Annotated in this window: 11 protein-coding genes; 5 read left to right on the top strand and 6 right to left on the bottom strand. The window is 72.5% G+C overall.

Going from position 1 to position 14,591, the window contains the following annotated elements; genetic code table 11:
• Positions 1 to 82: 82 nt before the first annotated feature.
• Positions 83 to 1,438, top strand: coding sequence for an NlpC/P60 family protein (locus tag NLX83_RS23305; RefSeq protein WP_254237250.1), 1,356 nt, complete (start codon positions 83 to 85; stop codon positions 1,436 to 1,438).
• Between the two features lie 6 nt (positions 1,439 to 1,444).
• On the opposite strand, the gene NLX83_RS23310 is transcribed toward NLX83_RS23305, so the two are convergent.
• Positions 1,445 to 3,223 (bottom strand): serine/threonine-protein kinase, encoded by a 1,779-nt coding sequence (locus NLX83_RS23310; protein WP_254237251.1) that lies wholly within the window; start codon positions 3,221 to 3,223, stop codon positions 1,445 to 1,447.
• 190 nt (positions 3,224 to 3,413) lie between these two features.
• Between NLX83_RS23310 and NLX83_RS23315 the strand changes: the two genes are divergently transcribed.
• The 3 genes from NLX83_RS23315 (at position 3,414) to NLX83_RS23325 (ending at position 5,822) form a co-directional block, all read left to right on the top strand.
• Positions 3,414 to 4,631 carry a cytochrome P450 family protein gene (locus NLX83_RS23315; RefSeq protein ID WP_254237252.1) on the top strand — a complete coding sequence of 406 codons (1,218 nt, stop codon included), beginning with the start codon at positions 3,414 to 3,416 and terminating at the stop codon, positions 4,629 to 4,631.
• Between the two features lie 19 nt (positions 4,632 to 4,650).
• Positions 4,651 to 5,202: a molybdenum cofactor guanylyltransferase gene (mobA, locus tag NLX83_RS23320; protein WP_254237253.1), complete on the top strand. Its 552-nt coding sequence runs from the start codon at positions 4,651 to 4,653 to the stop codon at positions 5,200 to 5,202.
• 125 nt (positions 5,203 to 5,327) lie between these two features.
• Positions 5,328 to 5,822 carry an SgcJ/EcaC family oxidoreductase gene (locus NLX83_RS23325; protein ID WP_254237254.1) on the top strand — a complete coding sequence of 165 codons (495 nt, stop codon included), beginning with the start codon at positions 5,328 to 5,330 and terminating at the stop codon, positions 5,820 to 5,822.
• Here the strand turns inward: NLX83_RS23325 and NLX83_RS23330 are convergent.
• From NLX83_RS23330 to NLX83_RS23350, 5 genes are all read right to left on the bottom strand, one after another.
• Complete coding sequence (locus NLX83_RS23330) at positions 5,788 to 7,125, bottom strand: sensor histidine kinase (RefSeq protein ID WP_254237255.1); 1,338 nt, start codon at positions 7,123 to 7,125, stop codon at positions 5,788 to 5,790. The two genes, NLX83_RS23325 and NLX83_RS23330, sit on opposite strands and share 35 nt — an antisense overlap.
• The gene (locus NLX83_RS23335; RefSeq protein ID WP_254237256.1) at positions 7,125 to 7,784 is read right to left on the bottom strand and encodes a response regulator transcription factor; all 660 of its coding nucleotides are present in this window, start codon (positions 7,782 to 7,784) and stop codon (positions 7,125 to 7,127) included. The genes NLX83_RS23330 and NLX83_RS23335 overlap by 1 nt, the downstream gene beginning before the upstream one ends.
• 383 nt (positions 7,785 to 8,167) lie before the next feature.
• Positions 8,168 to 9,148: a VWA domain-containing protein gene (locus NLX83_RS23340; protein WP_254237466.1), complete on the bottom strand. Its 981-nt coding sequence runs from the start codon at positions 9,146 to 9,148 to the stop codon at positions 8,168 to 8,170.
• Positions 9,149 to 9,156: 8 nt separating this feature from the next.
• Positions 9,157 to 10,038 carry a DUF58 domain-containing protein gene (locus NLX83_RS23345; protein WP_254237257.1) on the bottom strand — a complete coding sequence of 294 codons (882 nt, stop codon included), beginning with the start codon at positions 10,036 to 10,038 and terminating at the stop codon, positions 9,157 to 9,159.
• Between the two features lie 65 nt (positions 10,039 to 10,103).
• On the bottom strand, positions 10,104 to 11,192 hold the full coding sequence (locus NLX83_RS23350; RefSeq protein WP_254237258.1) for an AAA family ATPase: 1,089 nt from the start codon (positions 11,190 to 11,192) through the stop codon (positions 10,104 to 10,106).
• Positions 11,193 to 11,548: 356 nt separating this feature from the next.
• Between NLX83_RS23350 and NLX83_RS23355 the strand changes: the two genes are divergently transcribed.
• A complete protein-coding gene (locus NLX83_RS23355) occupies positions 11,549 to 14,464 on the top strand; it encodes an AfsR/SARP family transcriptional regulator (RefSeq protein ID WP_254237259.1) in 2,916 nt (971 codons plus the stop codon).
• Positions 14,465 to 14,591 lie beyond the last annotated feature (127 nt).

Consider the following 14,591-nt stretch of genomic DNA (forward strand, 5'->3'; position numbering starts at 1 on the left):
CTGCGTGTTCGGCGGGTAACGCCAGGTCGGACCGCTCAGCGGGACCGGGGAGCACCGCGGTCCGCCCGTGGGAGGTGAGTTGATGTCGACTCGACGGAGCGGCAGCACGCTCGTCAGCGTGGCCCTCGCGATGGTCACCGCGGTCGGGATCGCGGGCACGGCCCAGGCCGTCCCCCCACCGCCGCCCAACCCCAGCGACACCGAGCTGCAGCAGGGCCGGGTGGACGTCGACTCCAAGGCCGGTGAGGTCGGCAAGCTGACCAACCAGCTGACCCAGGCCGAGACCAAGCTCCTGGAGCTCTCCGCAGAGGTCCAGCTGAAGATGGAGGACGCCAACAAGGCGCAGGTCGACCTGGACGAGGCCGAGGCCGCCGCGGTGGCGGCCAAGCGCGACGCGGACGGCGCCAAGGCCGAGGCCGAGGCGGCCGGGCGGGCCATCGAGGAGGTCCGCAAGCAGGTAGACGCGTTCGCCAGCAGCAGCTACCAGCAGGGCAGCACGGTCGGTTCGATCCGCGCGCTGATGGGCGTGCGCAGCGCCGACGAGCTGCTGGAACGGCTGCGGATGCTGGACGCGGCCAGCGGTTCGCAGCTCACCGCGCTGGACAACATGCAGCGGGCGCGCACCGACAAGGCCAACAAGGACTCGCTGGCGCGCAAGGCGCTGGAGATCGCCAAGCAGAAGGAAGACGCGGCCGAGGCGGCCAAGCGCGCCGCCGACGTCGCCCGTGCCGCCGCGGTGACCGCCAGGGCCGGGCAGGAGCGCCGGGCCGAGCAGCTGGAGAACGAGCGCAGCTCGGTCGAGCGGCAGCTGGAGGAGGCCCGCAACCGGGTCAGCGGGCTGCAGAACCAGCGGCGCACCTTCGAGAACTGGCAGGAGGCCAAGCGGCGCGAGGAGGCCGAGCTGGCCCGCCAGGCCGCCGAGGCCGCCGCTGCCGCCGCCTCCGAGGAGCGCAGGCGCACCGGCGGCGGTGGCACCAGGGGCACCGTGCAGCGGCCGACCAGGGTCGCGGGCAGCGGCGCCGTGCAGATCGTGATCAACCGGGCGCTCTCGCAGCTCGGCGTGATCTACGCGTGGGGCGGCGGCAACGGCAGCGGCCCGACGCGCGGCATCCGGGACGGCGGCGTCGCGGACGTCTTCGGCGACTACCGCAAGATCGGCTTCGACTGCTCCGGCCTGATGATCTACGCCTTCGCCGGGGTCGGCATCAACCTGGCCCACTACAGCGGCTACCAGTACAACGCGGGCCGCAAGGTGCCGCTGTCGCAGATGCAGCCGGGCGACATGCTGTTCTGGGCCCACAGCGGCGGGCGCATCCACCACGTCGCCATGTACATCGGCGGCGGGCGGATGGTCGAGGCCCCGTTCTCCGGAGCCAGGGTCCGGGTCACGTCGGTGCGCTACGGCGGCATCATGCCGTACGCGACCCGCCTGCTCTGACCGCGCTCAGACCGGGGGCAGCCGCTGCTCGACGACGCGGGCGAGGTCGAGCGCCTTCGCGCAGAGCGCGGGCAGCGGGTCGGACTTGGTCTCCACGGACACGTTGACCAGCTCGTCCCACGTGTCGTTCCACGCCGCCTTCTTGTTGTACTTGCGGTTCACGATCTGGACGGTGCAGACGTCGGCGTCGTCGTTGCCCGCCTTGCTCGTCTCGACGAACGCCTCGCGCGAGCCGACCCTGACCAGTTCGCCGTCCCCGTCCGGCCGCGGCCCCGGGGTCAGCTGCCAGCTGCGGGCGAACGCGACCTCGGCCTCGACCGGGCCCTTCTCCCAGTAGCAGGTCCAGTTGCCCAGCTTGGGATCGACGGGCATGCCGGGGACGCCGAGCACCTTGGTGAGGTCGGCGTCGCCGAGCAGCGCGCACGCGTCCAGCAGTCCGGTCGACCCCTTCGGGAACGGGTCGCGGCGGCGTGGGATCTCGTCGCGCAGGAGCATGGCCAGCGCGTTGCTGAACGCCGCCTCGGCGACCGCGCACAGCGGCGCGGGCTTCTCCTGGCGGTGGTTGGTGGTGATCGTGATCTGGCCGACGTCGGGCAGCGCGACCGCCCGGAGGCACCGGTTGTCCTTCTCCGGTGGGCGGTGCGGATGGCCGAGCCTGCCGGGCGTGTACGGGTGCTCGCCGTAGTCCTCGCGGGGGTCGAACGACAGCCCCAGCACGATCAGGTCCTGGTCCTCCCGGCTCTGCTTGATGTACAGGCCGCAGCGGGTGTATTCGCCGTACTCGGAGTCCGAGGTCACCTCGCCGAAGGAGGCCACCACCGCCGCGTCGAGCAGGGCGCACGGGTCGGCGGTGCGCGGATCGCCCAGTGAGCCGGGAACCGTGGTGTCCCTCGTGAGGTACACCGCTGCTCCGGCGGCCAGCGCGACGGCGACAGCCGCGGCCCCCAGTGCGAGCGTGCGACGCTTTCGCTTGCGGGGCAAGGAGAACACCGGTGTCGACTCGCCGGAGACCTTGTCCAGGAGCTCCTTCGCGCGCGATGCGGTCGGGCGGTCGGCGGGCGTTTTGTCGAGCATCTGCGCCAGCACCGGCTCCAGTGGCCCGGCCCGCTTCATCGGCTCGGTGACCCCGGAGGCGGCACGGCGCAGCTGGGCGAACGGGCCCCGGGTCGAGTCGCCCCAAGGAGAACCGCCCTCCACGGCGGCGAACAGCGTGGCGCCGAGGGAGAACACGTCGGAGGCGGCCTTGGCGTCGTGCCCGTCGGCCACCTCCGGGGCGAGGTATCCGGGCGTGCCGCCGATCTGGCCGCTGCTGGTGTGGGTCACCTCCGCCCACTGCGCGATTCCGAGGTCGGTGAGCTTCGCGGTGCCGTCCTCGCCGACCAGCACGTTGCCCGGCTTGATGTCGCGGTGCACCATGCGGCGCTCGTGCATCGCGGTGAGCGCCGCCGCGAGCTGGGCCCCGATCCGCGCGGTCGTGACGGGGTCGAGCGGCCCGTCCTCGTCGAGGATCTCGGCCAGGGTGCGCGCGGGCAGGTACTCCATGACAAGCCAGCGCTCGCCGTCGTCGACCACGACGTCGAAGACGGTGACCACGTGCGGGTGGTGCAGCCCGGCGCCGATCCTGGCTTCCCGCCGAATCTGGCCGTTGTCGCCCTCCTGCGAGTGCTTGAGCGCGACCACCCGCCCCAGCTCGGTGTCGGTGGCCCGCCAGACGACGCCCATCGCCCCTGAGCCGACCCGTTCCTCCAGCCGGTAGCGCCCGGCGACCAGTCGCTCACTCCCCATGGGCCGGAATACTAGGGCCGCGAGAGATTTCGCGGGAGGCCGAAGGTTTTCCTTGGGTTTTGTGCACTTGCTTTTGTTTTGGGGCGTGGTCGCGGCGATTGTCTTGTCCGCGCAGCGCGGTCGGCGGAGCATCGGGCGCCGTTCCGGCCCGCCACACACAGTTCCAGTTCCTGTACGGAAGGTGTTCCCGATGACAACCGACCTTCCCGCTTTTCCGGCCAACGAGCCGGTGCTCGACACGTGCAACCGCCTCCGCGAAATCGGCCCCGTTGTCAAGGTCGCCTACCCCGGCGGCGTTCCCGCGTACATCGCGTTGTCGCAGGCCGCGGCGCGCGAGATCATCGCGGGCGACAACAAGGTCTTCGTCCGCGGACCGGAGCACTGGCCCGCCCTGCACGACGGCTCGATCGCCGCGGACTGGCCGTTGCGGGCCATCGTCCAGGGGCAGCACATGTCCACCACCGACGGCTCGCAGCACCGGCGGCTGCGCGGCCTGATCGCCAAGGCGTTCACTCCCGCCCGGGTGCAGGCGCTGCGGCCCCGGGTCCAGGCGATCGTCGACGAGCTGATCGACACCGTGGTGGCCGGGGGTGACGGTGTCGACCTCGTGCCGACCTTCACCGAGGCGCTGCCGATGTGGGTGATCTGCGAGCTCTTCGGCGTGCCCAGGTCGGAACGGGCACAGGTGCGGAAGTGGACCACCCTGCTGCTCTCGCACACGACTCCGCCCGAGGAGGCGTTCGCGACGCAGAACGCCTACCTGGCGTACCTGAACGAACTGGTGGAGCGCAAGCACAACGAGCCCGGTGAGGACCTCACCTCGGGTCTCGTGCAGGCCCGCGACGAGGGCGACAAGCTCACCACCGACGAGCTGGTCGGCGTGCTGTGGCTGATGGTGCTCGCCGGGCACGAGACCACGGTCCACATGCTCGGTCACGCCATCGTCGCGCTGTCCCAGAACCCCGACCAGCTGGAGCTGGCTAAGTCCGGGGACCGGTGGGCCGACGTGGTCGAGGAGACCCTGCGGTACCGGCACTCGGTGATGTGGACCAGCTTCCGGTACGCCCTTGAGGACGTCACGGTCGACGGCGTGCACATCCCCAAGGGCAGCGCGGTCGGCGTCTCCTTCCAGGCCGCGGGGCAGGACCCGGCCGTGTACGGGGAGACCGCGAACGAGTTCGACCTCACCCGGGACCAGGCCGGGCACCCCGGATTCGGCTTCGGGCCGCGGTTCTGCGTCGGCGCGCACCTGGCCCGCCTGGAGGGAGAGCTCGCGCTGGCCACGTTGTACCGGCGGCTGCCGGAGCTCAGCCTGGCGATCGACCCGGCGGAGATCCCCTACTCGGCGTCGTTCATCACGATCGGCCCGACGTCGATCCCGGTCAACCTGGGGGCCGTCAAGTCCTGACGTCCGGCAGGATGGGCTGGTGGAACTGATCGTGCTGGCCGGGGGCGAGGGCAGTCGTCTCGGTGGACGGGACAAGGCCGCGCTCGTCCTCGGCGGCAGGACCTTGCTGGAGCGGGTGCTCGGCCTCGTCGCCCCGGACTCGCGGGTGATCGTGGTCGGGCCCCGGCGCGAGACCACCCGGCCCGTGGTGTGGACTCGTGAGGACCCGCCTGGAGGTGGGCCGGTCGCCGGGCTCGCCGCCGGTGTGGCGCGGGTGGTCGACGACGTGGTCGCGGTGCTCGCGGTCGACCAGCCCGGGGTCACCGCGAGCACGCTGACCCGGCTGCGCGCCGCGCTGAGCGAGGACGTCGACGGGGTGGTGCTCGTCGACGCCGAGGACCGTCCACAGTGGATGGTGGGGGTGTGGCGAACCGCCGCTCTGTCGCGGTGCCTGCCCGAAACGCCCGCGGGCAGCTCGCTCCGGCGCGTGCTCGGCGGGCTGACCGTGCGGCGGCTGCCCGCCGAGGACGCGGAGGCCGACGACATCGACACCCCGGCGGACCTCGGCCGCTGGCGCGACCGCGCCGAGTAGCCGGATCGTCACCCGCCGAAGTTTGTCCTTTCCCTTACCCGGCCCTGTGTTCGCGCTGTCCTGGCGCTACCTCGCTCGCTCGAAAGTGGAGTCACACCCACCGACGAGCACTGAGGAGTTCGACAATGCGCACCAGCAAGGGCATCAAAGTCGCCGCCGTGACCACCGCGCTGCTCGCCACCGCGTTCGCCGGGACCGCGAGCGCACAGGCCCCGCAGCGCTCTGCGTTAACCATCGAGATCGGCAAGCCGTCGCAGCAGCGGATCGCCGCGCTGTTCAGCCAGTGGAACGCCGCGCTCGCCACCGGTAGCCCGAGCACCGTCGCCGACCTCTACGCTCGCAACGCGGTGCTGCTGCCCACGGTCTCCAACGAGGTCCGCACCGACCGGGCCAGGATCGTCAACTACTTCGAGACCTTCCTCGCGAAGAAGCCGAGCGGTCGCATCCTCAGCTCGACGATCACCGTGCTGGACAACAACTCCGCGACGAACAACGGGACATACCGGTTCAGCTTCGCCGACGGGTCCACTGTGGACGCTCGATTCACCTACGTCTACGAGAAGGTCGGGGGCAGGTGGCTGATCGTCACCCACCACTCCTCGGCGATGCCGGAGAAGTAGCCGCGCGCAGGGAGATCCACACGCCCAGCCCGCCGCCGGGAGCCGCTTCGAGGCGAGCGCTCCCGGCGGAGTCGGCGACCAGCTGCTTCACGATCGCCAGGCCCAGCCCGGAACCGCCGCGGCCGGTCAGCGCGGGACCGCGCCAGAAGCGGTCGAAGGCCCGAGCTCTGTCCTGTTCGGACAGACCGGGTCCCTGGTCGAGCACGGCCAGGTCCACCCGGTCGCCAGCGGCCCCGGCCCGCACGGTGATCATCCCGCCCTCCGGGGACACGTCCAGGGCGTTGGAGAGCACGTTGTCCAGCACCTGCTCCAGGTGGCCCGGCCCGGCCAGCACCCGCAGGTCCTCGTCGGGCAGCTCGGCCACCAGGCGCACCCCGCGCTCGGCGGCCACCGGCGACCACACCTCGAACCGGTCCCGCACCAGGTCCGCCACCTCGGTGGGCTCCGGCGGGGCCACCATGCCCTCCGCCTTCGCCAGCGCGAGCAGGCCGTTGACCAGCCTGCTCATCCGGACCACCTCGGCGGTCGCGGCGGCCACGTCCTCGCGGGTGAACTCGTCATCGGTGTTGTTGTCGGCGAGGGCATCGGAGATGTTGTCCAGCGACAGCCTCAGCGCGGTCAGGGGCGTGCGCAGCTGGTGCGACGCGTCGGCGACGAACGCCCGCTGCGCGTCGACCAGCGTGCCGATCCGCTCCGCCCCCGCGTTCAGCGTGCGCGAGAGCGTGCGCGTCTCCGGCGGACCCGCCTCGACCGAGCGCGCCGTGAGGTCACCGTCACCGAACCGCGCGGCCATCGCGGTCAGCTCCCGCAGCGGACGCGTCAGCCGCCGGGCGACGAACACCCCAGCCGCAGCGGCCAGCACCAGCACCCCGATCGCGAGAGCGGCGCGGAAACCCCAGATCTGCCACAGCCGCTGCTCCAGCGGCGCGTCCGGGAAGCTGACGCGCACCGCGCCCTTGACCGCTCCGTCGGGCGAGCTCGCGGGGACGGTGACCACCAACGCGTCCGCGCCGAGCGCGGGGGAGTACTGCCACGCGGTGCTGTCCGTCGCCGCGGCCGCGGGCAACAACTCGATCCGCCCCGGCGTCTGCTGTTCGTAGGCCCGCACGAGTCGGTCCAGCGCTTGTCGCGACGGCTCATCGCCTGCGGCGAGCAGCAGCGCGACCGTGTCGGCCTCGCGCCGCACGGACAGTTCGAGGTCGCCTTCCAGCTGGGCGGTGAGCGTGAACGCGACCGGGACCGTGAAGCCCGCGATCGCCAGCGCGATCAGCAGGACGTAGCTGGCGACGAGCTGGCGGACCACTACGACACGACCAGACGGAAGCCGACGCCGCGCACGGTCTCGATCGCGAAGGCGTCCGGGAACTTCCGCCGCAACGCGCCCACGTGCACGTCCAGGGTCTTGGTCGGGCCGAACCAGTTGGCGTCCCAGACCGCTTCCATGATCTGCTCCCTGGTGAACACCGCGCCCGGCTCCTCGGTGAGGAACGCGAGCAGGTCGTACTCCTTCGGCGTCAGCGGCACCTCCGCCTCGTCCAGGAACGCCCGCCGCGCCCGCCGGTCCAGGGCCAACCGCCCGTAGCGGTCCGGCGCTTGTTCCTCCGGCCCGGCGGGGCGGACCCGGCGCAGCACCGCCCGCATCCGCGCGATCACCTCGCGCACCCCGAACGGCTTGGACACGTAGTCGTCCGCCCCGATCTCCAGGCCCACCACCCGGTCCACCTCGTCGCTGCGCGCGCTGATCACGATGATCGGCACATCGCCGCGCGCCCGCAGCTCCCGGCACACGTCCAGCCCGTCGGTATCGGGCAGCCCCAGGTCCAGCAGCACCAGCCCGGCCTCGGGCGCGGCCAGCGCCTCCGCCCCGGTGCGCACCCAGTCGACCTCGAAGCCGTAGCGGCGCAACCCGCGCCCCAGCGACTCGGCGATCGGTTCGTCGTCCTCGACCAGCAGCACTCGCACGCGTGCATCGTCGCATCGCACCCGAGGTAGGGCAGTCTTCAAGTACCCCCAACCCCCGCCCTCACGGTCTCAAACCGCCCCCAACCCAAGCCTCAGCCCACGCCCCTGCGGCCCGCGCGCACGCATCCACCCAAGCCGTGCCGCCTCCACGTCGGAGTCGTCGCCGCACCACGTCCGACAGCGACCACGCGCTCGCCCGGAACGTCCGTTCGCTGGCAACGCCGCGCTGTCTCAGGCGCATTCGCGCAGAGGTGCGGCGGTCTTCAAGTAAGACGAACCCCCGCTCCGAACGTCTCCAACCGCTACCAACCCTGGTGGGGTTTGTCGTCGTTTGAGACCGCTGGGACGGGGGTTCGGGGTACTTGAAGACCGGCGGACCTGGGTCAGGGGATGCGTTGGCCGAGCACGAGGGAGATGCCAGCGGCGACGATGAGCGTGAGCGTGCCGAGCACCATCCACGGACGGCTGGCGTCGGCGCGCTTGGTCTCGTAGCCGATCTGCTCGCCCAGGTTGTCGTAGACCCGGCGCAGCTCGCTCTCGGTGGCGGCCTTGTGGAAGTCACCGCCGGAGAGCGTGGCGATCTGCTTCATCGAGTCGTCGTCCACCGGCACGAGCTGCGAGCGGCCGTCGATCTCGATGCTGCCGTACTCGGTGCCGAAGGAGATGGCCGAGATCGGCATGCCGCCGTTCTTGGCGTTCTTCGCCTCGGCGAAGGCGCCGCGCGGTTCGTCCAGGCTGGTCGGGATGGTCTGCTTGCCGTCGGACATCAGCACGATCCGCGCGGGCGGGCGTCCCTCCGGCCCGGCGATCAGCTTGCTGAAGGAGTCGACGGCGGCCACCGCGGAGGCGATCCCGTCACCGGTCGCCGTGCCCGCGCCCAGGCGCAGGTTGTCGATGGCGTGCTTGACCGGGCCGCGTTCCACGGTCGGCGCGACCACGACCGCCGCCGAGCCCGCGAAGGTGATCAGGCCCAGGTTCACCCCGGGGGTCAGCCCGTCAGCGAAAGCCTTGGCCGCGTTCTGCGCCGCGGTCAGCCGGTCCGGCTTCACGTCGGTGGCCTTCATCGACAGCGACACGTCGATCACCAGCATCACGGTCGCGCGGTTGCGCGGCACCCGCTGCTCACCGGTGGGCCCGGTCATCGCCACGGTCAGCAGCGTCATCGACACCAGCATCAGCGCGGGCGCGACGTGGCGCACCCAGCCCTGCCGCTTCGGGGCCACCTTCTCCAGCAGCTCCAGGTTGGTGAAGCGCATGACGTTGCGCTTGCGCCGCCGCTGCTCCAGCACGTACCAGCCGAGCAGCCCGGCCACCGCGGCCAGCAGCAGGAACCACCACGGGTTGGCGAAGCCCTCCAGGCTCAGACCGAACATCAGGCTCCCCCTCCCGACCAGCGCTGCTTGCGGCGCACCACGAAGCGCAGGATGTCGGCGATCCAGTCGGAGTCGGTGCGCAGCACCAGGTGCGAGGCCCCGACCCCGCGCAGCGCGGCGGCCACCTCGTCGCGGTGGGCCGCTGCCGCGGCGGCGAACTCCCTGCGCAGCAAGGGGGTCGCGTGCACCTCGCGCTGGCCGCCGGTCTCCGGGTCGGCCAGCACCACGGTGCCGACGTCGGGCAGTTCCACATCACGCGGGTCCAGCACCTCGACCGCGAGCAGGTCGTGCCGGGCGGCCAGGCCGCGCATCGCGCGCAGCCAGTCCACCGGGCCGAGGAAGTCGGAGATCACCACGGCCAGGCCCCGCCTGCGCGGCGGGCGGCGCAGCTGCTCCAGCGCGGCGGCGAGATCACCCCGGGTGCCCTCGGGCGCGGCGGGGTGTTCGGCCGCCTTGCGGATCAGGCTCCGCGCGTACGGCAGGCCGCCGCGCGCCGGGATGCGGATCGTGCGCTCGCCGTTGGCCACGACCGCGCCGATCCGGTTGCCGCCGCCCCTGGTCAGGTGCGCGACGGCGGCCAGAGCGGCGATGCCGAGGTCGCGCTTCTCGCAGCCCGCCGTGCCGAAGTCCATGCTCCGCGAGCGGTCCAGGACGACCCAGGTCTCCAGCTCGCGGTCGGCGACGGTCTCCCGGATGTGCGGCTCGGTGGTGCGCGCGGTGACCGACCAGTCCATCCGGCGCACGTCGTCGCCGGGCTGGTACTGCCGCGCCTCACCGGGTTCGGTCCCTGGGCCCGGCACCAGGCCCAGGTGGTTGCCCTGGAGCAGGCCGTCCAGCCGTCGCCGCACGGTCAGCTCCAACGTGCGCAGCCCGGCCTCCATCCGTCCGCCCCGCAGTGACGGAGGCGCCCAGGACGGGCGCGTCTCCTCGGGGCTCTGCGCGGGGGTCACTGCCTGGGCGCGGCCTGGGCGGGCGCCTGCGGCATGGGCTGGCCGGGCGGCGGGCCCTGCTGCGGCCGCGCGGAGACCTGCGGCAGCGGAACGGTCTGCAGCACGCGGCTGATGATGTGGTCGACCGGGACGCCGTCGGCGAGCGCGTCGTAGGAGAGCACCAGGCGGTGTCGCAGCACGTCCGGCACCACGTCCACCACGTCCTGCGGCAGCACGTAGTCGCGCCCGCGCACCAGGGCCAGCGCCCGGGAGGCGGCGACCACGCCGAGGGTGGCGCGCGGGGACGCGCCGTAGGCGATCCAGCCCGCGACGTCGGTGAGACCGTGCTCGCCGGGCTGACGGGTGGCCAGCACGACGCGGACCACGTAGTCGACGAGCGCGTGGTGCACGAACACCTGTGACGCCACGCCCTGGAGCCGGACCAGCTCCTGCGCGGTGAGCACCTGGTGCGGGGCCGGGGGCTGCACGCCCATCCGGTAGACGATCTCGCGCTCCTCCTCGGCGGAGGGGTACTCGACGAGGATCTTGAACAGGAAGCGGTCGCGCTGCGCTTCGGGCAGCGGGTAGACGCCCTCGTTCTCGATCGGGTTCTGGGTGGCCATCACCAGGAACGGGTCGGGCATCGGGAAGGTCTTGCCGCCGATGGACACGTGCCGCTCGGCCATGACCTCCAGCAGCGCCGACTGCACCTTGGCCGGGGCCCGGTTGATCTCGTCGGCGAGCACGAAGTTGGCCACCACCGGGCCGAGCTCCACGTCGAAGGTCTCGCTGCCCTGGCGGTAGATCCGGGTGCCGAGGATGTCGGCTGGCACCAGGTCGGGGGTGAACTGGAGGCGGTTGAACGATCCGCCGACCACCCGCGCGAAGGTCTCCACCGCCAGCGTCTTGGCCACGCCGGGCACGCCCTCCAGCAGCAGGTGGCCCTTGGCGAGCAGGCCGACCAGCATCCGCTCGACGAGGCGGTCCTGCCCGACGATCACCCGCTTGACCTCGAAGACCGTGCGCTCCAGGAGTTGGGCGTCACGAGCGGGGGTCTGCGGTGCGGCGGGGGCGGCCGTGCCCTCGGCGTGCCCGGGGTCGGTCACTGGGGTTCCTCCTACGACGAGAACCGTTGCTCTTCGGGACACGACTTTAGGCACCGCGTGACCGCGCGCCGGACGCACCCCGGCGTGTAGCAAACCCCGCCGCCGGTGTGACCACTGTGAAAGCGCTCCGCCCGCGCACCCCGCTTCGGGCGGCGGCCCCAGCGTGGTCGGCCGGTCTTCAAGTACCCCCGACCCCCCTCCCAGCCACCGCTAACCGTGGCTAACCCGCGTGGCGCTCGCGGGGGTTAGGTGCGGTTGAAGACGGTGGGAGAGGGGGTTCGTAGGACTTGAAGACGGGACAACCCGGCTGGGAGGGGAGACGGCGGGGCGGGTGGGAAAATCACTAAGCTCGGGGTGTGGAGACGCCGAGGTTTCGCCTGCTCGGACCGCTGGAGGTGCGTGCGGTCGACGGCTGGCGCGGGGCCAGGGCGGCGAAGCAGCGCTCGGTGCTCGCGCTGCTGCTGCTCCACGCCAACCAGGTCGTCTCGGTGGACCGGCTGGTGGCCGAGGTGTGGCCGGAGGACCCGCCTGGCTCGGCCGTCAACGCCGTGCAGGTCTACGTGCACCAGATCCGCCAGCTCCTCGGCGGCCCCGGCCTTTTCACCCGTTCCGGTGGGTACGCGCTGGACGTGGGGCCCGGCGAGCTGGACGCGGAGTGCTTCGCGCAGCTCGCCGCGCGCGGCCGGGCGGAGCTGGACCGGGCCGAGCACGACCGGGCGGTGGCCACGATGGGCGAGGCGCTGGCGCTGTGGCGCGGCACCGCGCTCGCCGACGTGCCGCAGGGGCCGACGGTGTCCGCCGAGCGCACGCGCCTGGAGGAGCTGCGCTGGTCGGCGCGGCAGACCCTGGTCGACGCGCGCCTCGGGCTCGGCCACTACGCCGAGGTGATCGGCGAGCTGCGTGCGCTCACCACCGAGCAGCCGCTGAACGAGGGGCACTGGGCGCGGCTGATGACGGCGCTCTACGGGGCGGGGCGGCAGGCCGACGCGCTGGAGGCCTACCGGCAGGCCAGGGAGACGTTGGTGCACGCGCTCGCGGTGGAACCGGGGGAGCGGTTGCGCCGCAGGCACGCCGACATCCTGGCCGGGGTGCCCGCCGCCGCGCTGGTCGACGCGAAACGCGTGTCCACAGTGGAGGGTCAGGCACCCAGGGTGGTTGAGCTGCCCGCCGAGCTGCCGGGGGAGCCCGCGGGGTTCACCGGCCGCGAGGAGGAGCTGGCCCTGCTGGAGCGGGCGGTGCGGCGCAACGCCCAGGTGGTGGCGATCGACGGCCCGGCGGGCGTCGGCAAGACCGCGCTGGCCGTCCACTTCGGACACCGGACCGCCGCGCGGTTCCCGGACGGCCAGCTCTACGTGGACCTGCACGGCTACAGCTCCGAACCGCCGATGTCGCCGGAGGAGGCCATCGGCCGGTTCCTGCGCTCGCTCGGCGTGCCCGACGCCAGGGTGCCCACCCGGCGGGACGAGGCCGCCGCGATGCTGCGCAGCACGCTCACCGGCAAGCGGCTGCTGCTGGTGCTGGACAACGCGCGCGGCACCGAACAGGTCCGGCCGATGCTGCCCGGCACCCCCGGCTGCACCGTCCTGGTGACCAGCCGCAGCAGGCTCGGCGGGCTCGTCGCGCTCAACGGCGCGGAGTCGGTGCGCCTGGGCATGATGTCCCCGGAGACCTCGCTGCGGTTGCTGGAGCGGTTGATCGGGGCGGACCTGGTGCGCGCGGAGGCGGAGACGGCGCGGGAACTGGCGCACCGTTGCGGTCATCTTCCGCTGGCGCTGCGGGTGGCGTGCGGGCAGCTGCTGACCAACGCCCACGACGGGCTCGCCGATCTCGTCGAGCGGTTGAGCGGGGCGGAACGCCTTGCCGCGCTGGAGATCCCCGATGATCCGCACGCGGCGGTGCGCACGGCGTTCGAGCGCTCCTACCAGATGCTGGAGCCCGACGAGCGGATGGTGTTCCGGCGCCTCGGCCTGATCCCCGGGGCGGACTTCTCCGTCGCCGCGGCCGCGTGCGTGTCGCCGGGACCCGCCGACCGGGCGCGGACCAGGACGCGGCTGCGGCGGCTGGTGGAGGCGCACCTGGTGGAGGAGGTCTCGCCGGGGCGCTACCGGCTGCACGACCTGCTCCGCGAGTACGCCGCGCAGCTCGTCGCGGCCGAGGACGGGGAGGACGGCGCCCGCGCGGTGCTGCGCAGGCTGGTGCTGTGGTCGATGCACAGCGCCTGGGCGGCGGTGATGACCGACCTCGGCGGCCAGCACTCCGCGGCCTCGTTCGCCGAACCGGACCCGGACTGCCCGCCGGAGGCGTTCGGGACGATCGCCGAGGCGTTCCGCTGGCTGGATGCGGAGCAGGACAACCTGGTCGCGTGCGTGGTCCGGGCCGAGTCGGCCGGGCTGCCCGAACTGGCCTGGCAGTTCGCCGTGATGCTGGCCCCGCACTTCGACCGGACCAGGGACTACCAGCACTGGATCACCGCGAACGAGGCCGGGCTGCGCGCCGCGCGGCGCACCGGGCGGCCGGACGCGGAGGTCAGCATGGTCACCGGGCTGGGCAACGCGGCCTACCAGATGCACCGGCTGGACGACGCGCTGCGCCACCACCGCCGCGCCCTCGAACTCTCCCACGAGCTGGGCAAAGCGCGCGGGGTCCGCTCCGTGCTGCACAACATCGGCGGGGTCTACCTGCGGCTCGGGCGGATGGCGGAGGCCGAGGAGAGCCTGCGGCGTTCGCTTGAGCTCTCCCGCGAGCTCGACGATCCGGGCACCGCGGCGCTGAGCAGGCTCAGCCTCGGCGAGCTGTGCACGGAGGCCGACCGGCCGCTGGAGGCGCTCGACCACTTCGCCGACTGCCTGAAAGCGATGGAGCGGCTGGACAACCGGTGGTCGGCCGCGCTGGCCCGGCTCAGCCTCGCCGAGGCTCAGGCCCGCGTCGGCACCCCGGTCCCGGCGCGGGCCAACAGCGAGCTGGCGCTGGCCCAGATGCGCGAGCTGGGCAGCGAATGGGGCGAGGCCGCCGCGCTGCGCGTGCGCGGCCTGGTGCACCGGGCGGAGGGCCGGAGCCACGACGCGATGGTCTGCTGCCTCCGCAGTTCCCGGATGTTCCACGACAGCGCGGACCGCTACCAGGAAGCACTGTCCACTGTGGAGCTCGGGCGGGCCTTCCTGGCACTGGACCGGCCGGAGGAGGCCGAGCGCGCCTGGCGGGAGGCACTGGCGATCTACGAGGAGATCGGCAGCCCCCGCTCCGCCAGGGTGCACGAACTGCTCGGTGGCTGAGCCGCCCCCTGCAAGCGGTCCCCAACGATCGTGACGCCCCCGCGGAACATCCGCGCAGCCCAAAATCCCGTTTCGTACTCAAAACGGGTTTTTGGAGCGCTCTTTTTCCCGTTATGAGTACGAAACG

This window comes from Allokutzneria sp. A3M-2-11 16, from assembly GCF_024213555.1.
Taxonomy (GTDB): domain Bacteria; phylum Actinomycetota; class Actinomycetes; order Mycobacteriales; family Pseudonocardiaceae; genus Allokutzneria.

Bases quoted from the DNA above. Each gene is read 5' to 3' on its own strand.
- NLX83_RS23315 (WP_254237252.1), top strand. From the start codon at position 3,414: ATGACAACCGACCTTCCCGCTTTTCCGGCCAACGAGCCGGTGCTCGAC.
- NLX83_RS23325 (WP_254237254.1), top strand. From the start codon at position 5,328: ATGCGCACCAGCAAGGGCATCAAAGTCGCCGCCGTGACCACCGCGCTG.
- NLX83_RS23310 (WP_254237251.1), bottom strand. From the start codon at position 3,223: ATGGGGAGTGAGCGACTGGTCGCCGGGCGCTACCGGCTGGAGGAACGG.
- NLX83_RS23305 (WP_254237250.1), top strand. From the start codon at position 83: ATGTCGACTCGACGGAGCGGCAGCACGCTCGTCAGCGTGGCCCTCGCG.
- NLX83_RS23345 (WP_254237257.1), bottom strand. From the start codon at position 10,038: ATGGAGGCCGGGCTGCGCACGTTGGAGCTGACCGTGCGGCGACGGCTG.